Annotated in this window: 17 protein-coding genes; 6 read left to right on the top strand and 11 right to left on the bottom strand. The window is 65.1% G+C overall.

Annotated features, from left to right (window positions below; all coding sequences use genetic code 11):
- Positions 1–52: 52 nt before the first annotated feature.
- A complete protein-coding gene (locus E5222_RS05200; RefSeq protein ID WP_169053490.1) occupies positions 53–1,537 on the top strand; it encodes an ArnT family glycosyltransferase in 1,485 nt (494 codons plus the stop codon).
- Here E5222_RS05200 and E5222_RS05195 read toward each other — a convergent pair.
- Both E5222_RS05195 and E5222_RS05190 read right to left on the bottom strand, forming a co-directional pair.
- Positions 1,534–2,433, bottom strand: coding sequence for a DMT family transporter (locus tag E5222_RS05195; protein WP_136692629.1), 900 nt, complete (start codon positions 2,431–2,433; stop codon positions 1,534–1,536). The genes E5222_RS05200 and E5222_RS05195 overlap by 4 nt on opposite strands.
- 7 nt (positions 2,434–2,440) lie before the next feature.
- The gene (locus E5222_RS05190) at positions 2,441–3,340 is read right to left on the bottom strand and encodes a DMT family transporter (protein WP_136692628.1); all 900 of its coding nucleotides are present in this window, start codon (positions 3,338–3,340) and stop codon (positions 2,441–2,443) included.
- A 177-nt stretch (positions 3,341–3,517) separates the two neighbouring features.
- Here E5222_RS05190 and E5222_RS05185 point away from each other — a divergent pair, with 177 nt between their 5' ends.
- Entirely contained in the window at positions 3,518–4,552 is a 1,035-nt protein-coding gene (locus E5222_RS05185) for a glycosyltransferase family 2 protein (RefSeq protein ID WP_136692627.1), read from the top strand.
- A 35-nt stretch (positions 4,553–4,587) separates the two neighbouring features.
- A complete protein-coding gene (locus tag E5222_RS05180; RefSeq protein WP_136692626.1) occupies positions 4,588–6,216 on the top strand; it encodes an ArnT family glycosyltransferase in 1,629 nt (542 codons plus the stop codon).
- Here E5222_RS05180 and E5222_RS05175 read toward each other — a convergent pair.
- Genes E5222_RS05175 through E5222_RS05165 form a run of 3 tightly spaced genes read right to left on the bottom strand, consistent with a single transcriptional unit; the run spans position 6,201 to position 9,411 of the window.
- The gene (locus E5222_RS05175) at positions 6,201–7,475 is read right to left on the bottom strand and encodes an oligosaccharide flippase family protein (protein WP_169053489.1); all 1,275 of its coding nucleotides are present in this window, start codon (positions 7,473–7,475) and stop codon (positions 6,201–6,203) included. The two genes, E5222_RS05180 and E5222_RS05175, sit on opposite strands and share 16 nt — an antisense overlap.
- Positions 7,472–8,293, bottom strand: coding sequence for a rhamnan synthesis F family protein (locus E5222_RS05170; RefSeq protein WP_169053488.1), 822 nt, complete (start codon positions 8,291–8,293; stop codon positions 7,472–7,474). The genes E5222_RS05175 and E5222_RS05170 overlap by 4 nt, the downstream gene beginning before the upstream one ends.
- Entirely contained in the window at positions 8,290–9,411 is a 1,122-nt protein-coding gene (locus E5222_RS05165; protein WP_136692623.1) for a glycosyltransferase, read from the bottom strand. Before E5222_RS05165 ends, E5222_RS05170 begins: the two co-directional genes overlap by 4 nt.
- Positions 9,412–9,574: 163 nt before the next feature.
- Between E5222_RS05165 and E5222_RS05160 the strand changes: the two genes are divergently transcribed.
- On the top strand, positions 9,575–11,104 hold the full coding sequence (locus tag E5222_RS05160; RefSeq protein WP_136692622.1) for a TadA family conjugal transfer-associated ATPase: 1,530 nt from the start codon (positions 9,575–9,577) through the stop codon (positions 11,102–11,104).
- A 349-nt stretch (positions 11,105–11,453) separates the two neighbouring features.
- On the opposite strand, the gene E5222_RS05155 is transcribed toward E5222_RS05160, so the two are convergent.
- Positions 11,454–11,699, bottom strand: coding sequence for a hypothetical protein (locus E5222_RS05155; RefSeq protein WP_136692621.1), 246 nt, complete (start codon positions 11,697–11,699; stop codon positions 11,454–11,456).
- 51 nt (positions 11,700–11,750) lie between these two features.
- Here E5222_RS05155 and E5222_RS05150 point away from each other — a divergent pair, with 51 nt between their 5' ends.
- Both E5222_RS05150 and E5222_RS16810 read left to right on the top strand, forming a co-directional pair.
- The gene (locus E5222_RS05150; protein WP_246021546.1) at positions 11,751–12,698 is read left to right on the top strand and encodes a DMT family transporter; all 948 of its coding nucleotides are present in this window, start codon (positions 11,751–11,753) and stop codon (positions 12,696–12,698) included.
- 62 nt (positions 12,699–12,760) lie between these two features.
- Positions 12,761–12,889, top strand: a complete 129-nt coding sequence (locus E5222_RS16810; RefSeq protein ID WP_281276734.1) for a hypothetical protein — start codon at positions 12,761–12,763, stop codon at positions 12,887–12,889.
- Positions 12,890–12,905: 16 nt separating this feature from the next.
- On the opposite strand, the gene E5222_RS05145 is transcribed toward E5222_RS16810, so the two are convergent.
- From E5222_RS05145 to E5222_RS05125, 5 genes are read right to left on the bottom strand one after another with little or no spacing between them, the layout of a single operon-like run.
- Positions 12,906–13,499 carry a DUF938 domain-containing protein gene (locus E5222_RS05145; RefSeq protein WP_136692619.1) on the bottom strand — a complete coding sequence of 198 codons (594 nt, stop codon included), beginning with the start codon at positions 13,497–13,499 and terminating at the stop codon, positions 12,906–12,908.
- Positions 13,496–13,969 (bottom strand): ABA4-like family protein, encoded by a 474-nt coding sequence (locus tag E5222_RS05140; protein WP_136692618.1) that lies wholly within the window; start codon positions 13,967–13,969, stop codon positions 13,496–13,498. The genes E5222_RS05145 and E5222_RS05140 overlap by 4 nt, the downstream gene beginning before the upstream one ends.
- Positions 13,966–14,943, bottom strand: a complete 978-nt coding sequence (locus E5222_RS05135; RefSeq protein WP_246021545.1) for a bile acid:sodium symporter family protein — start codon at positions 14,941–14,943, stop codon at positions 13,966–13,968. The genes E5222_RS05140 and E5222_RS05135 overlap by 4 nt, the downstream gene beginning before the upstream one ends.
- A 51-nt stretch (positions 14,944–14,994) precedes the next feature.
- Entirely contained in the window at positions 14,995–15,681 is a 687-nt protein-coding gene (locus E5222_RS05130) for an NAD(P)H-binding protein (protein WP_136692617.1), read from the bottom strand.
- On the bottom strand, positions 15,674–16,834 hold the full coding sequence (locus tag E5222_RS05125) for a deoxyguanosinetriphosphate triphosphohydrolase (protein WP_136692616.1): 1,161 nt from the start codon (positions 16,832–16,834) through the stop codon (positions 15,674–15,676). The genes E5222_RS05130 and E5222_RS05125 overlap by 8 nt, the downstream gene beginning before the upstream one ends.
- Positions 16,835–16,895: the final 61 nt, after the last annotated feature.

Here is a 16,895-nt window from a genome sequence, read left to right as displayed (position 1 = left end):
AATTAACCACGATGCAGCCATGAGGGCAGCGAATTCGCATCGGGACACCCACGTGCAAGAGATCCATCCGCGCACTTTCCAGCAGCAGGGGGAGCCTGCCAAGGCAGACCTGCGCAGCTGGCACGCAGGTGCGATCATCCTGCTCTTCCTGGTGCTGGTGCGCAGCACGTGGTTCGGCGACAATTCAGCGACTTACGACGAACAGCTCTACAGCTTTATCGGCTGGCGCATGGGCTATGGAGAGCTGCCCTATATCGACTGGTGGGACCGCAAGCCCTTCGGCCTCTTCGCGATTTACGGCCTCGCCCATGCGCTGTTCGGGCCGGAGGTAATCGCCTTCCAGCTCGTCGCGGCGGCCTCTGCCGGCGCGGCGGCTTGGCTGACCTACCTCCTCGCGCGCGAGTTGGCGGACAGGCTGACCAGCGCCATCGCCGCCTGCCTGGTGATCATCATCCTTGCCTATTACGGCTGCTGGTCGGGCCAGACCGAGGTCTTCCTCGCCCCGCTGATGCTGGCGATGGTGTGGCTGTTGCGCGATCCGGAGCATCCGCAAGCGCTGCGCCGCTCGCTTGTCGCCATGCTGATCGGCGGGATCGCGCTGCAGGTGAAATATACCGTGCTGCCGCAATGCCTGTTCCTCGGCTGCTATGCGCTGTGGGGACAGTTCCGGCAGGACACGAGCCTCCCGAAACTCGCCACGCTCGCCTCCGCGTTCGCCGCGCTGGGCCTGCTGCCGACCGCGCTGGTCGCCGGTTTTTACGCTGCGGTGGGCGGCTGGGACGCGTTCGTCTTCGCCAACTTCATCTCCTTCTTCGACCGTATCCCGGCACCGAGGGGCCGTCTCAACACCGCCCTGTCATGGTTCCACCTGCCGCTGATGGTGCTGCTGGCGGCAGGAGTCCTCGCGCTGTTCCGCCGCCTGCCCGAGCAATACCGGGCGCAGCGCTGGTTCATCATTGGCTGGACGGTCTCGGCCTTCGCCACGGTGCTCTTCCCGGCGACGGTCTATCCCTACTACTACGCCTCGGTCGTTGCACCGCTCGCCCTGTTCGCCCTGCCCGCCTATTTACGCAGCGGCCCGGCGGGCGCGGTCCCCGCGATCGTGCTGCTGGCGGGCGCGCTCTACATGATCAACCTGCCCGGCAATCGCGCCTATGTCGCCTACCAGAATGCGGAAGTGGAGCGGCTGGCCGAGGCGGTGCGTCCGCATGTCGGCGCGAGCGAGAACTGCCTCCTCGTCTATGACGGGCCAACCGTGCTCTACCGCCTGACGGGCAGCTGTGCGCCCTCGCGCCTTGTCTATCCAGACCACCTCAACAACCAGCTCGAGAGCAATGCACTGGGCATGTCGCAGGCGGGCGAGGTGGCGCGCATCCTGGCGACGAGACCCGGCGCGATCATCACCTCGGAAAGCGCGCTCACCCCGCAAAACCCGGATTCGCAGCGCCTGATCGAGCAGGCGCTCGCCGCCTATTACGTCGAGGTCGAACGCGCCGATTTGCGCGGCCGCGAAACCGTCGCCTGGGTGCGCCGTTAGCGCTGCCTGGTCGAGGCGAGCAACCTTCCGTCCCACCACAGGATCATCCCCGCCCCGACAATGATCAGCGCGCCTGCCAGCGTCGCCAGCGAAGGAATGTCGCCGAATGCTAGCCAGCCCAGCGCGCTAGCGGTGATTAGCTGGATATAGGTTGCGGGCGCCACATGCGCCGCGCCTGCTCGCGTGGTGCCGTAATAGATCAGCCAGTGCCCGGTCGTCCCCGTCACAGCGACCATCGCGCAGCGGACCACGACCGTCCAGTCCGGCCAGCCGAGCGCGAACATGGCGATCCCGCTCGCCCCGCCAGCCAGCGAAACCACCAGCAATATCGCCGCCGATCCTGCCGCAACGAAGAACTGCATGGAGAGCACGCTGCCCTGCCCTGCGGCCGCGCGGTTGGTGATGACCAGCAGGCTCATCCCCAGCGCCGTGCCGAGTGGCAACAATGCGGGCCAGCCCAGCGTAACCACATTCGGCTGCAGGATCACCAGCACGCCGGAAAAGGCGATAGCGATGGCGAGCCATGTCAGCGGGCGCACCGTCTCTCCCAGCAGAGGCTTGCTCAGCAGCGCGGTGATGGCGGGCGCGAAGAAGGCGATTGAAATGGCGGTCGCCAGCGGCATGATGAAGACGGCGGTGAAGAAGCACACGGTCGCAAGGCCAAGGCTCGCCCCGCGGGCCACCTGCAGCCAGGGCCGGGTAGGGATGAAGGCCTTGCGACCCTCGGCCCGCGCCAGCACCGTGCCCAGCACCAGCGCGCCCATGGTGAAGCGCAAAGCCGCCACCGCCAGCGGCGACCATGCGCCCGCCATGCTCTTGGTGATCGTGTCGCCGATGGAGAAGAGCGCGAAGCCCGCAATCGCGGCGAGCAGCCCCGCGCGGCTGTCCGATATCATCGCCCGCTCACGGCTTTGCCGCCCCCGCACGCTGACGTGCGGCGTACCACAGGTAGAGCCCCGCCCCGATGATGATGGCCGCGCCAAGCATGGCGAGGGCATCGGGCGCATCGCCGAAGAAGATCCAGCCCAGCCCGACCGCCATAAGCAGCTGGCCGTAGGTCATGGGCGCAATCGTTCCCGCACCCGCGCGCGCCGTGCCCATATAGATGAGGTACTGCGCCAGCGTAGCGCTGAAGCCGATAAAGGCGCAGCGCGCCACCACCGACCAGTGCGGCCAGTCCAGCGCGAAGCCCTCAACCCCGCTGAAATGCCCGGCTGCGGTGGCGAAACACAGGAAGATCATTGCCGTGACCGACATGTAATATTGCAGGGCCAGCACGCTCGCCCGCCCGTGGCTGGCGCGGTTGGCGATGATCGTCACCGCCATGCCGGTCGCGCCGATCAGCGGGAACAGCACGCCCCAGCCCGCCGTCTCGAAATTGGGCCGCAGCACGATGAACACACCGACAAAGGCAGCGAAGGTGGCGATCCAGGTACTCGCCCGCGCGCGCTCTCCCAGCAGGAATGCGGCGAGGACCGCAGTGATCATGGGTTGGGTGAAGGCGATGGTGGTCGCTTCCGCCAGCGGCATGATCCACACCGCCAGGAACATGCCGATGGCGGAGCAGCTGATCGCCACGCCGCGCACCCATTGCAGCTTGTCCTTCGGCAGAGCCAGCGCGCCAAACCCCTCCGCCCGCGCCAGCATCACCCCCAGCAAAACTGTTCCCACCACATAGCGGGTCAGCGCCATGGCGGGCGCGGGCCAGTCCCCCGCCATGCCCTTGATGATCGCATCGCCGATAGAGAGCGTGCAGAAGCCGGCCAGCGCATAAAGCAGTCCGGCGCGATCCGATTGTTGCATGGCTGGTGAAGTCCCCTTCCTTCGGAAACCTCGCTTAGGCGCTTCGCCGCCGCGCCGCAAATGCTGCTTTTGCGCCGCCTCCGGGCGGCCTTGCCCGCTTTACCGATTGTTAAACCGTCATGCTTAACAAAGCCCTATCCGGCGGGTCCTTCGAGGGCCTGCGATCCCGGGGGCCCGATGACCAAGCTGATTATCCAGATCCCCTGCCTCAATGAGGCGGAGACGCTGCCAGAGACGATCGCGGCCCTGCCGCGGTGGATCAATGGCATCGACGTGATCGAATATATGGTGATCGACGACGGCAGCAGCGACGATACCGCACAGGTCGCGCGCCGCTGGGGCGTGCATCACGTGGTCCAGCACCGCCGCAACCGGGGGCTCGCCGCCGCCTTCCGCAGCGGGATCGACGCGGCGCTGGCCGCAGGCGCCGACATTATCGTGAACACCGATGCCGACGGGCAGTATGAGGGCGAGGACATTGCCTCACTGGTGCAACCGATCCTGCACGGCCGGGCCGATATCGTGGTGGGCGACCGCGGCGTTGCCGACAACCGCCATTTCCATCCCTTCAAGCGCCTGCTCCAACGCCTGGGCAGCCGCGTGGTGCAAAAGCTCGCCGGGACCGAGGTGAATGATGCGGTGAGCGGGTTCCGCGCCATCAGCCGCGATGCCGCGCGGCGGATCAATATCACCACCGAGTTTTCCTATACCACCGACATGCTGATCCAGGCGGGCCGCAAGCGCATGGCCATCGCCACCGTGCCGGTGCGCACCCATGCCGCCAAGCGCCCCAGCCGGTTGTTCAAGTCCATCCCCGCCTTCATCGGGCAGACCGGGGTGACGATCATGCGCGCCTATACCACCCACAACGCCCTGCGCGTCTTCGTGGGAACGGGCATGGTGGTGGCGCTGCTGGGCGCGATCCCGATCCTGCGCTTCCTGTGGTTCTGGGCCACTGGCGATAGCGGCGGGCATATCCAGTCGCTGGTGATCGGCGGCGCCCTGCTGATGCTGGGCACGATCATGGCGGTGATGGGCATCCTCGCGGACCTGATCGCCACCAATCGCAAGCTGTTGGAAATGAACCTGCAGAAGCTGCGCCAGCTGGAAGAGGCGATTGCGAAGCAGAATGGCGATGCGCCCGCTGCGACCAGTGTCGAGGCTGCCGCCGATATCGTGCCGCTGGACCAGCAGCGCAAAGCCGGATCGTGAGCAACAGTCTGGCTGCTGAGGCGGCCCCTTCTACGGTGACCACGACGCACGCGCGATTCTCTCCTTCCAGCATCGCGTGGCCACTCGCCGCCATTGGCCTCGTGCTGGCGATGCAGCTGACCATGGTCTTCACCCGCCCTGTGAATTGGGATGAGTTCTGGTTCCATTACCACGTCCATGAATTCGTGCGCGGCGCGCAGCAGAACCCCCTGCAGAGCCTCCACGGGCGGCTGTTCGCCTGGCTGACCGCGATCCCCGGCAATACGGTAGAGGCGATCGCGATGGCGCGCCTTGTCATGCTGGGTTGCGAGATGCTGACGCTGGGGGCGATCTATGCCCTCGCCCGGCGTTTCACGACTTCGGGCATCGCCGCGCTCGCCGCACTGCTCTATATCTCGGCGGGTTTCGTGTTTCAGCACGGCTTTTCCTTCCGCACGGACCCAATGATCACCGCCGCGCTGATGTGGGCACTGGTGGTGCTCGCGCGCACGCGGCTGCGCCTGCCCGAGATTCTCGCATTCGGTCTGCTGGCCGGCTTTGCGACGATGATATCGGTGAAGACCGTCCTGCTCGCCCCTGCCTTCGCCGGGATCGCCTGGCTGCGCTTTGCCAAGAGCAACCGCGATCCGCGCATGGCGCTGCGCATCGTCGCTTGCAGCGTGGCAGCGCTTGCCGCCTTCCTCACGATCTACAGCTGGCATGCGAGCGGGCTCGGCACGGGTTCGCAGGAGGCCAATAGCAATGCCGGAGGCACGCTGGCCGGATCGCTGGCGTGGATGTTCTTCCTCGGCATCCCGCCCTATTGGCACATGTTCGCCAAGGGCGCGATGATCGCCGTGGTGCTCACCGCCCTCGCCTGCTGGACCCCGCGCCTGCTGTGGAAGGAGGATCGCGACCGGGCGGAGAAGATCGCGCTCGCGGGACTGTGGTTCCCGATGCTCTGCCCGCTCTTCTACACCAATACCGCGCCCTATTTTTACGCCTATTCCATGGCGCCTGTGGCGGTGAGCGTGGTCTGGGCTGCAGAGAAGCTGGTTGCCCGATACGACCTGCGCAAGATTGCCATGCTGCTGCTGGTGCTGACCGCCGCGCTCCTCATCACCGAGGACCGGCAGACCGTTTCACGGCAAAAGCAGGTGGTCGAGGCTGCGGATGCAATGTTCGCCGAGGACATCGCCTATTTCGACCATGACGGCATGATTGCCCGCTTCGACAAGGCGAACGACTTCCTCACCCCCTGGGGCATGGCGCAATATGCCCAGCGCGGCACTTCGATCTATCGCGAGACGATGGAGCAGCGCACCGTGCCGCTGCTGCTCGCCAATGCCGATGTGCTGCAGGAGGCGATGGATGGCGAGCCGGTGCCGCTGACCGAGACCGATATCGCGGCGTTGCGGGGCAACTACATCCGTTACTGGGGGCCGTTCTACGTCGCCGGGAAGCGTGTGGATGGAGCAGGACAGGAGGAATTCCTGGTCCCCGGCCCCTATCGCGTCGCTGAAGGGAGCGTCGCGGTCGACGGGACCACATATGACGCGGGTGACGCAATGGAGATCGCGCGCGGGACCCGCAACCTCTCGGGCGAAGGTACGCTCATCTGGAACGGCGTGGGCGACAAACCCGCCGAGGCCTGGGACGACGGCCCGCTCTACGTCGATTTCTGACGGCCCGACAGCGTTCCCGCAATCACCAGCAGCACGCTCCGCAAAAGGCCCGCCAAGATCGCCGCATAGGCAGCACCCGCAGCTCCATATTCGGCAATCATGCTGGCGGCCGTTCCCGCCAGCAGCAGGACCGATAGCAGGTTGACCACGGCCCCTGCGGCAATCCTGCCGTGGATCACCAGCAGCTGCCAGTAGCCATTGGCCATCAGCACCGAAATCGCCAGCATGAGGCAGATCGGCAGAAGCTCGCCCGCCATCCGATATTGCTCCCCAAGCAGCCAGGTGACCACCGGAACGCCGAGCCAGCGCGCACCGAACCAGGCCGGAACCGCCAGGACGATGCAGCCGAGCAGGAACAGCAAGCCGAAATAGCGCGCGCGCTCATCCTCACGTGCCACTGCGCGGCTGAGCACCGATTGCGCCGCGGTGAGCACGCCCTGCAGCGCCATCACGGCGAACATGGACAGCTGCATGGCCAGGCCGAATTGCCCGACCGCGGCGATGTCGCCGGAATAATGCTTCAGCAGGATCAGCGGCGCGGCGAAGAGCAGGAAAGTCAGGCCGCTTGCCACGCCGATAATTGCGCCCTTTCGCACGACGTCGGACAGCTCGGAGCGGCGTATCCGCAGCTGTAGCAGCGCAAGCTTGCGGATGCGCGGCATGATGATCGCGACCTCGACCAGCCAGCTCAGCCCATGCAGGGCCAGCAATGTCAGCAAGTTCGCCCCCGTCAGCACAAGGCCGATGCCGAGCACCAGCTCCGCCGCGCGAACCATCACCATCGGGCGCATGGCCAGCGATGCCTGCTCGAAGCCGATCGCCGCCAATCGCAGCCAGTTGCTGATCCCGCGAAAAAGCACGGTCGGCAGCAAGACGAGCAAGGCGAGCCGCTCCATCGTCTCGGTCGCTCCGAACAGCGCGTAGCCCGCCATCAGCACGCCAAAGGCAGACAGCAGCAGCAGCCGGACGGCAAAAGACGTCTCGATAAAGGGAAGCGCCGCTTCCCGATCCTTCCCTATCCGTTCGGGCAGCAGCAATTCGGAGCCCATGGCCGCGAAGTTGATGCAGATGGCGCTGACCGAGAAGGCATAGCTCCACCAGCCGTAATCCGACGGGCCGAGGAAGCGCGAAATGGCGATGGCGTAGATCGCTCGCAGAAGGACCTCGGCCCACTCGCCGGTGACGAAATGCGCGGCGTTCCGCCCGATCGAGGCAAGGCCCGGAAAGCGGGCCTGCAACTCGCGCAATGCCGCGATCACTTCTGCATGTCCCGTTCTATCGCGGACCAGTCAAACGTGCCTGCGGTGAGGTCTCGGATGCGGTCGAAGTCCTTGAGGCGCCAGGTGTCCTTGCCCCAAAGGAGCGAGGCCTTGAGGTAGGGAAAGCCCTGTTCGACCAGCTCATCATGCCAGCGCACCGTGCGGTTCACGCGGGTGCAATCGAAGGGGATGTGTATCCTCTTACCCAGCACCTCCCAATCGCAGATGCGTATCCGCCGCGCCAATGGCGGGTCGGGCATGTAGGCGGCATAGGAGAAACCGCCGCTTGCCAGCGCGACGGTGATCCCAGCTTCGTAACGCGCGATCACCTCGTCCTTGTCGTCGATATCGGCAACGCCCCGCCAGAAGGACCGCCAGGCGTCGCTGCGGATGACGGGCGCGGAAAAGACGAAGAAATAGCTCTGCAAGTGGTGGCGGATCTGGCGTGAGAAAACCATGCCCCAGAAGTCGAACGCTTCTTTCTCCCGCCGGGTGTCCATCTCGGCGAAAATCGATGCCAGCGGGAAAAGCGGGCCAATGACGCTGGAGTTGGTGAGGATCACCTCGTCCCACTGTGCCATGTCCTCCAGCGCCAGCGCATCGCGCCAGCCGGCAAAGTCCCATCCGGTGTTCGGCCGCTCGATCACCGCGTCGCATATCGCCTCCGCCACCGCGCGATCCTCGGCCGCGACGGGCGAATTGGAGACGAGCACGATCCGCTCCGCCACCGGGCGCAGGCCTTCGAGATGCGCGCGGATGTAATGCGGCACACCGCCAGCGGGGTCGAATTGCTGGAGGATGGCAAGGCGGCGGGTCATGTCACTCTTTCCAGCAGGTCTCGCCATTGGGCCGTCAGCGCAGGCAAGGCGAAGCGCGCCTTGAGGTCCTGATGCAGGCTTTGCGGCAGGCTGTCACGTTCCGCCGCGAAAGCTTCCAGAGCATCGAGCAATGCATCGGGATCAGCGGGCGGGACGAGGTAGAGGCCGCGCGCCTCCCCTTCCGCCAGTTCGCGCATGGCCGGGGAATCGCGCGTCACCAGCGGCAGTCCGGTGGCAAGCGCCTGGAAGGCCTTGTTCGGGATCACACGCGCCGCCTTCTCGCTGGTGCCGAAGATGCCCAGTGCGATATCCGCTTCCGCCATAGCCTGACGCAGAGCGGGATAATCGACCCATGCGATCCGCTCGATATGTGCCGCGTCGGCTGTCGCCAGCAGCGCGTCGATGCGTGGCGCTTCTTGCCCTTTGCCGATGATCGTCCAGTGGAAGGCGCGCCCGCGTTCGCCCAGCGCTGCCTCGATAATCGTATCGATGCCATGCAAGGGGATGAACTGGCCGTAAAACAACACCTTGACCAGCCCTTGCCCACCATCCTGCTCCCTCGCCGGGAGAGCCGCAAAGGCGCTATCCTCCGCCCCGACGAAGGCGTTTCCCATCGCCTTGGCCGGCAGATTGTGCAGTTCGGCAAACATGTCCGCATGCGCCGCGGTATCGAGCACTACCAGGTCTGCCCAGCGCGCCGCCGCCGCTTCCGCCCGGCGCAGCAGCCGCGCTTGCAGTGAACGCTCGGCAGCCATCCCCCTATCCCGTGCATAGGTATCGTAGAGCGAGAGGAAAGCGTCCCAGACGACGGGAATGCCACGCATGCGGGCAAACGGCGCGATCACCAGCACATCGAACAGGCCGAGATAGCCCACCACGACAACGTCTGTGCGCTCAGCACGCAGGAAACGCCAGACAAGGCCCGGATAGGCGAGCAGCCAGCGCAGCGCGAAGCCCAGCAGCCGCCCCGAACCGGAAAGGCCGCTCTTGTCCTCGACCCCTTGCCATACACTCGTATGAATCTCGGTCAGCTGCAGATCGATCCGGCGCAGCGCCTCACGCATCAGGCGCGTGCGCGGCTTGCCCGTATCATAGGTCCCCCACAGCATCACCCGCATTGCGCATTATCCCTGTTTGCCCCCGGAATAGCTCGAAGATCCGCGAATGGCACCAATTGCAGCCAAGAGACTTAACCAGTTCTTCACCTAAATTCGCAAGAAGCATCGAGTGAGTAATCCGCCGCTTTTGAGCGTGGCGGAAAGATATGACGGGGACAGACGCATGAGCGCTTTCGGACGCAAGAACGGAGCTGGTGGCATGAAAGCAGGTGCCCGCCCCTCCTTCGGTGTGGCCAAACCCATGCAGGGTGGCGGTGCAGGTGGTTCCGCGCAAGACTCCGGCGGCGAACAATTCCCTCCCGTACCCGATGAAGGCGCCGAAGCGCCGATGGCAGATGCCATGCCCGGCATGCCGGGCGGTAGCGATGCGATGTCGCGCCTTGCCGATCGCGCCAATTCGGTCAACGAAGCCTCCAACGAGCCGACAGGCTTCGAGGCGTCGGTCCACAAGATCAAGGAGCAGGTGCTGCCGCGTCTGCTCGAACGCGTCGATCCCGAAGCAGCGGCTACGCTGACCAAGGAAGAGCTTTCCGAAGAATTCCGCCCCATCATCCTGGAGGTGCTGGCCGAGCTCAAGATCACCCTCAACCGCCGCGAGCAGTTCGCGCTGGAAAAGGTGCTGATCGACGAGCTGCTGGGCTTCGGCCCGCTCGAAGAGTTGCTCGGCGACCCCGACGTGACCGATATCATGGTCAACGGCCCGGACCAGACCTATATTGAAAAGAAGGGCAAGCTGACCATCGCGCCGATCAAGTTCCGCGATGAAAGCCACCTCTTCCAGATCGCCCAGCGCATCGTGAACCAGGTCGGCCGCCGCGTCGACCAGACCACGCCGCTGGCCGACGCCCGCCTCAAGGACGGTTCACGTGTGAACGTGATCGTGCCGCCGCTTTCGCTGCGCGGCACCGCGATCTCCATTCGTAAGTTTTCCGAGAAGCCGATCACCATCGACATGCTCAAGGGCTTCGGCTCGATGAGCGACAAGATGGCGACCGCGTTGAAGATTGCCGGCGCCTGCCGCATGAACGTGGTCATCTCCGGCGGTACGGGTTCGGGTAAGACGACCATGCTCAACGCCCTGTCGAAGATGATCGACCCGGGCGAGCGCGTGCTGACGATCGAGGACGCCGCCGAACTTCGCCTGCAGCAGCCGCACTGGCTGCCGCTGGAAACGCGTCCGCCGAACCTTGAAGGCCAGGGCGCCATCACCATCGGCGACCTTGTGAAGAACGCCCTGCGTATGCGTCCTGACCGCATCATCCTGGGCGAAATTCGTGGCGCGGAGTGTTTCGACCTCCTCGCCGCCATGAACACCGGCCACGATGGCTCCATGTGTACGCTTCACGCCAACTCCCCGCGCGAGTGCCTGGGCCGTATGGAAAACATGATCCTGATGGGCGACATCAAGATCCCGAAGGAAGCCATTTCGCGCCAGATCGCCGAATCTGTCGATCTGATCGTGCAGGTGAAGCGCCTTCGCGACGGTTCGCGCCGCACGACCAACATCACCGAGGTGATCGGCATGGAAGGCGACGTGATCGTGACGCAGGAACTGTTCAAGTTCGAGTATCTGGACGAGAGTGAGGACGGCAAGATCCTCGGCGAATTCCGCTCCAGCGGCCTGCGCCCCTACACGCTCGAAAAAGCCCGCCAGTTCGGCTTCGACCAGGCTTACTTGGAAGCGTGTCTCTGACACGCCTGCGCAGGCCCATCCGGGCCTGCGATATCCTCGCCTGAATCCCTCCGTTTCGCTTCGCTCCACTGCGGGGCGGCTGCGGGCGCGCGGTCGCGCTTGCGGGCCTTTGGCCCGTTCAGGCGCTGCATCACAATCGTCATTGCGAGCGAAGCGAAGCAATCCAGTGCGGGACTGCACTTCTCTGGATTGCCGCGTCGCTACGCTCCTCGCAATGACGGTGAAGTGAGGTCGCGGCAGCACGGGCGCCCAGCCGACCGCAAGGCCGAACGGCCGCCCGCAGCGGGGGCAGCTTGCTGCCCGTCTAGCGAGGACGCACCCGCGGATGCGTGCCCACAAAAAACCCCAACTACCCCGCAACCCAGCCCTTCACCGCCACTACCAGCAAGCCGCTGCCGACAAAGGCGGAGACCAGGAACACCAGCGTCCAGGGCATATAGCCGACACGGTCGATGTCTCTCCGCTTCGCCCGCCGCTTCTCTGCCACAAGCGCATATACGGCGAGCAGCAGGAAACCGCCGGCCCAGAAGGCCAGATGGGTCGCCTCGCTGGCGAAGGTGATGAAGGCGGGCCAATGCATTTGCGTCGCGCGCATATGCGTCCTGCCCCGCCGCTGTTCAATGACCCTTCAAGCACTGTTTGCAGATTGCCGCGCCGCGCCTATGGCAATGGCATGAATGCCGGCGAAAGCGATAATGACCGTCCCTTGCTGGCGCTGCTGATCCGCCTTTTGGGCATTGCCGGCCTTGCCACCATGGCCGCGCTCATCAAGTTTGCATCCGAACGCGGCATCCATCTGATCGAACTGCTGTTCTGGCGGCAGGCCATCGCCATTCCGATCCTGCTGGTCTGGGCCATGCTGTCGGGCGGCGTGATGACGCTCGCTACCAAGCGGCCAAAGGCGCACTTGGCGCGCGGGCTCTATGGCCTGGCCGGAATGGTGCTCAATTTCGGCGCGGTGGTTCTGCTGCCGCTGGCGGAGGCGACCACGATCGGCTTTTCCGCGCCAATCTTCGCGGTGATCCTCTCGGTCATCCTGTTGAAGGAGACGATCGGCGTATGGCGCTGGTCAGCGGTGGCAGCGGGCTTTGCTGGCATCATCGTGATCGCACAGCCGGGCGGCGGGCACATCCCGCTCTACGGCGCGCTGGTGGCACTGGGCGGCGCTTTCATGATCGCGCTGATCTCGATCCAGATCCGCGACCTCTCGCGCACGGAGAAGTCGCTGGTGATCGTGTTCTGGTTCGCTGTGACGAGCTCCGTCTGCCTGCTGCCCGTCGTGCCCTTTGTCAGCAAAGCGCATTCCTTCGAGGACTGGATGCTGCTGCTCGTGATCGGCCTTGCCGGTACTTTCGGCCAGCTGGGGATCACGCTGGCGCTGCGTTACGGGCAGGTCTCCAGCGTGATCGTGATGGACTATTCATCGATCGTGTGGGCGACGATCTATGGCTGGCTGCTCTTCGCCATGCTTCCGCCCGCCACCACCTGGCTGGGCGCGCCGCTGATCGTGGCGGCGGGATTGATCATCGCCTGGAGGGAACGCATCGTGGCCAGGAACCGCTTTGCCGACCAGCGTGGCGCGGCCGGAACTTGAGGCTTCCATCGGCGTTTTTTCTGCTACATCCCCAAGTCGGGATTCTTGAAAGGAAGAGAAGAATGGCTCGCAAGATCGTAATCGCCGTGACCGTCGGCCTGCTGACGCTGAGCGTGGCTGCCTGCAACACGGTGCGCGGCGTAGGCGATGACCTGAAGTCGGCCGCGGACGCCGTCGACGACGAAACCTGAGGCTGCACGCCTCCCCCTAGCGCTTGCGATAGACCAGCATGATATTGTTGGCGGGCATGGCCACGCGCCGTGTCCGCCTCAGGCTATGAGATGCCGCCAGCGCTTCCATCCATTCCGCGCGGCGCAGGCCCCACTGCGGATTGCGCGACTTTAGGCTGGCATCGAAGGCAAGGTTGCTCTCGACCGTCTCCACCCCCTCCTCCAGCCACGGGCCGTAGAAGATCAGCGGCGCGCCTGATGGCAGCATCCGCCCGGCGGCTGCGAGCAATCCCTCGCTGGCGGCGACGGGACTGATATGGACCATGTTGATGCAGATGATCGCATCGGCGGCCTCAACCGGCCAATCCAGCGCGGAGGCATCCACTTCCAGCGGCGGCGCGATATTGGCAAGGCCCGCCTCGGCGGACCATGCGGCGATGGAAGCGCGCGCCTCCGCATCGGGATCGCTCGGCTGCCAGTTGAGTTGCGGGAAGCGCTCGGCGAACAGGGTTACATGCTCCCCCGTCCCGCTGGCGATTTCGAGCACCGTTCCGCTATCAGGCAGCTCTTCAGCCAGCACATCGGCGATGGATTCGCGATTGCGCGCGGCCGCGGGGGCTTCCTTCTTCACAGCTTGAGCTTTCCCTTGCGCGGATTGGCCCGGCGCGCCGCCGGCTCGCGGATGATGAGCCAGATAAGCAGGCCGAAGGGCCCGGCGATGAAAGTCAGCAGCAGCACCGGCGCCTGCACGATCCGCGAAATGCCCTTCGCATCCGCATCACGCGCGATCCACATGCCGGCGAAGAGGTCCAGCGCGAGATAGTGGATCCAGCCCACCGTCACCCCGCCATCGGACATGAAGATATTGCGCACGCCCTCGATCGTCGTGAAACCGGCCCCGCCCGCGCCCGCCAGCGCGCCATTGTCCACCGAACCCGTCACCAGCAGGACGAAGAGCACGGAATAGGCGAGGCACAAGAGGCCTATGCCGAGATAGAAGACCAGCGCCTTGGTGATTTCGCCGCGCGGCAGCAGGAGCAGCACGGCCCAGCTCGCCAGCGCCCAGATATTCGCAACGCCGAACAGCGTATCCCAGTTCATTCGCCCTTATCCTCTTTCCGCGACCACCAGGCCGCCAGCAGCGAGCCGATGACCACGTGATAGACGGAGGAGATGGCGCTGGGAACCGGCGCCAGCGCCGCCTGCGCCACGCTGGAGAATTGCGCGGCGAAGCTCGGCGTGCTGGCAAGGCTGGCACCGAGCCCCGAATTCTGCATCCCCACCTCGATACTGATCGTGCGGCAATCGACCTCCGCAAAGCGCAGCAGGCGCGGCACGGCATAGCCAAGCGCGAATCCGGTCAGGTGCAGCAGCAGGATCGCCAGCAGCAGCACGCCCGCATGTTCGATGATCTGCGCCTTGGAATTGCCCATGATCGCCCCGACGATCAGCACCACGGCGATCACCGAAACCAGCGGCGAGACCACCGCGATGCGCCGCGTGACATTGGGCAGCAGCGTGTTGAGCGCCACGCCCGCCACCACCGGCACCAGCACGATGGCGACCATGTTGCGCAGCAGGCTCCAACGGTCGATGGCGATGAAAACACCCGCCAGCCAGTCGGTCAGAAGCGGGGTCAAGAGGATGGCTACAAGGGTCGAGCACAGCGTCATCGAAACCGACAGCGCCAAGTTCGCCCGCGCGAGATAGGTCACCACGTTGGACGCCGTCCCGCCCGGACAGCAAGCCACCAGCACCAGCCCCACCGCCAGTCCCTGCTCAAGGCCGAACAGCATGGCGAAAGTCAGGCCCGCCAGCGGCATCACCGTGAATTGCAGCCCCGCGCCCGCCAGCACCCGTCGCGGCATGGAGAGGACGTGGCGGAAATCATCAAGGCTCAGCGTCAGGCCCATGCCGAGCATGATGACGCCCAGCATCACGCTGACCAAAGACTGGCCCGCCACCTGCGTGCCCGTGACCCAGGCGAAATGCGCCGGCACCGCCCATGCCCAGGCGACGCCCAGCAGCGTCCAGATGGCGAACAGGCCCGTCGCCCTGTCGATCAGTTTTTGCAATGATTGCCCCTCCCCCGCCTGCCTATCGCGCGGGGCCGGAGCTGCCAAGCGTCAGTCTCGTTCCAGCTTGGCGATCAGCCTCTGCATCGCGTCATATTCGTGCGTGAAGCGCCCGCCCGCCTTCTCAAGCGAGGCTTGCAGCAGCGCCGCGGCAACTTCGCTGGCATGAATGGCGCGGTATTTGCGCCGCTCCCCGGTAAGGAACAGGTTCGCCAGCGGAGAGGCCATGCGGGCGAGGCCTTCGAGCGGGCGAAGATCGTTCTCGCGCGCACCTTTCAGCAGGCCGGGACGCAAGATGTCGATCCGCTTGATGCCGGTCTTGAGCAGGCGCTGCTCCATCTCGCCCTTGGTGCGCAGGTAGAAATTCTCCGAGCGCGGGTTCGCACCGACCGAAGAGACGACGGCGAAGCCCTGCACGTCCGCCGCCTTGGCCGCCTCCGCCATGCGCAGCACGAAGTCGCGATCGATCGCGGCAAAGGCCTCCTGATCGCCGCCTTCCTTGGAGATGGTAGTGCCCAGCGCGCAGATGATCTTGTCGGGCGCGATCATCGCGATCGCTTCTTCCCAGCCCTCGTGCGGGGCGACCAGTACTTCCATCCGCGCGCCTTTGGGCATGGCAATCTCGCGCCGGGCGAGCGCCATAAGCAACAAGTCCTCGCGCCCCACCGCGCGCTCCATCACGTGGCGGCCGACAAGCCCCGTCGCGCCCAGCAGCAGCACGCGTTGCGGATCAGACATTCGATAATCCCTCCGGCACCTGCCCGAAGATACGAGCATAGCAATCCATTGCATAGCGATCTGTCATGCCGGCAATGAAATCGGCAATATGCCGCGCACGTCCGGCGGGATCCTGCGGCAGGCTGTCGTGCCAGCCGGCGTTCATCAGCGAGGGGTCCTGGTCGAAAGCGGCATAGAGCTGCGCGATCACCTTATGCGCCACTTCCGCGGTGTTGACCTGTTCGGGGTGGTAATAGAGCCGTTCGTACATGAAGGCCTTCAGCCGACGTTCGCGCGCGGTCCATTCGTCGGAGAATGTCGCCAGCGCACGGCCTGCGGCGCGCACTTCGGCGACCGAGCCGATGCCTTCCACATTGAGGCGCGTGGTTTCGATCAGGTCATTCACCATCACGCCAATCTGGTCGCGCACCAGCTCACGCAATTGCAACGCTTGGGATGCATCGGGATGGCGAGCCTGCGCCGCATCCCAAGCCTCGGCGAGGAAATCGAGCTCGAGCAGATCCTCCACCTTGAGGAACCCGGCGCGCAGCCCATCATCGATATCGTGATTGTCATAGGCGATATCGTCCGCCAGCGCCGCTACCTGCGCCTCCAGCGAAGGCCAGAGGGTGAGGTCGAGCGGGTAGTCATTGTCGAGCGCGGTGAGCGCCCAGCCGGGCTGGTCCACCGGGCCATTATGCTTGGCGAGGCCTTCCAGCACTTCCCAGCTGAGGTTGAGGCCGGGAATATCGCAATAGGGCCGCTCCAGCCGCATCAGCACGCGCAGGCACTGTTCATTGTGGTCCCAGCCGCCATGCTTCTCCAGCGCGGCCTTCAGCGCGTCCTCTCCCGCATGGCCGAAGGGCGGGTGGCCGATATCATGGGCAAGGCACAGCGCCTCGGTCAAATCCTCGTCCAGCCCCAGCTGGCGAGCGATCACGCGACCGATCTGCGCCACTTCCAAGCTATGCGTCAGCCGGACGCGGTAATGATCGCCATCGGGCGCGACGAAGACCTGTGCCTTGCCCGCCAGGCGCCGGAACGCCACCGAATGGATGATCCGGTCCCGATCGCGCTGGAAAGCGCTGCGCGGACCGCGCGTACCGCCGCCGGCTTGCTGGAATTCGCGGCCGCGCGAAGCTGCGGGATCGGCGGCGAAGGGGCTTCGTGACATGTCCCGTCAGCTACGGCGCGGCGGCGTGACTGGCAACGGGAACAACAGGTGAACTGCGGCG

The sequence above is a fragment of the Alteraurantiacibacter aquimixticola genome, from assembly GCF_004965515.1.
GTDB lineage: Bacteria > Pseudomonadota > Alphaproteobacteria > Sphingomonadales > Sphingomonadaceae > Alteraurantiacibacter > Alteraurantiacibacter aquimixticola.
The sequence above is the reverse complement of the archived record's forward strand: the minus strand, read 5'-3'. Positions and strand labels throughout refer to the sequence as shown.

What these genes read in the sequence shown, in the direction of transcription:
- E5222_RS05195 (WP_136692629.1), bottom strand. Translation starts at nt 2,433, where the DNA reads ATGATATCGGACAGCCGCGCGGGGCTGCTCGCCGCGATTGCGGGCTTC.
- E5222_RS05190 (WP_136692628.1), bottom strand. Translation starts at nt 3,340, where the DNA reads ATGCAACAATCGGATCGCGCCGGACTGCTTTATGCGCTGGCCGGCTTC.
- E5222_RS05185 (WP_136692627.1), top strand. Translation starts at nt 3,518, where the DNA reads ATGACCAAGCTGATTATCCAGATCCCCTGCCTCAATGAGGCGGAGACG.
- E5222_RS05170 (WP_169053488.1), bottom strand. Translation starts at nt 8,293, where the DNA reads ATGACCCGCCGCCTTGCCATCCTCCAGCAATTCGACCCCGCTGGCGGT.
- E5222_RS05165 (WP_136692623.1), bottom strand. Translation starts at nt 9,411, where the DNA reads ATGCGGGTGATGCTGTGGGGGACCTATGATACGGGCAAGCCGCGCACG.
- E5222_RS05160 (WP_136692622.1), top strand. Translation starts at nt 9,575, where the DNA reads ATGAGCGCTTTCGGACGCAAGAACGGAGCTGGTGGCATGAAAGCAGGT.
- E5222_RS05155 (WP_136692621.1), bottom strand. Translation starts at nt 11,699, where the DNA reads ATGCGCGCGACGCAAATGCATTGGCCCGCCTTCATCACCTTCGCCAGC.
- E5222_RS16810 (WP_281276734.1), top strand. Translation starts at nt 12,761, where the DNA reads ATGGCTCGCAAGATCGTAATCGCCGTGACCGTCGGCCTGCTGACGCTG.
- E5222_RS05140 (WP_136692618.1), bottom strand. Translation starts at nt 13,969, where the DNA reads ATGAACTGGGATACGCTGTTCGGCGTTGCGAATATCTGGGCGCTGGCG.
- E5222_RS05130 (WP_136692617.1), bottom strand. Translation starts at nt 15,681, where the DNA reads ATGTCTGATCCGCAACGCGTGCTGCTGCTGGGCGCGACGGGGCTTGTC.
- E5222_RS05125 (WP_136692616.1), bottom strand. Translation starts at nt 16,834, where the DNA reads ATGTCACGAAGCCCCTTCGCCGCCGATCCCGCAGCTTCGCGCGGCCGC.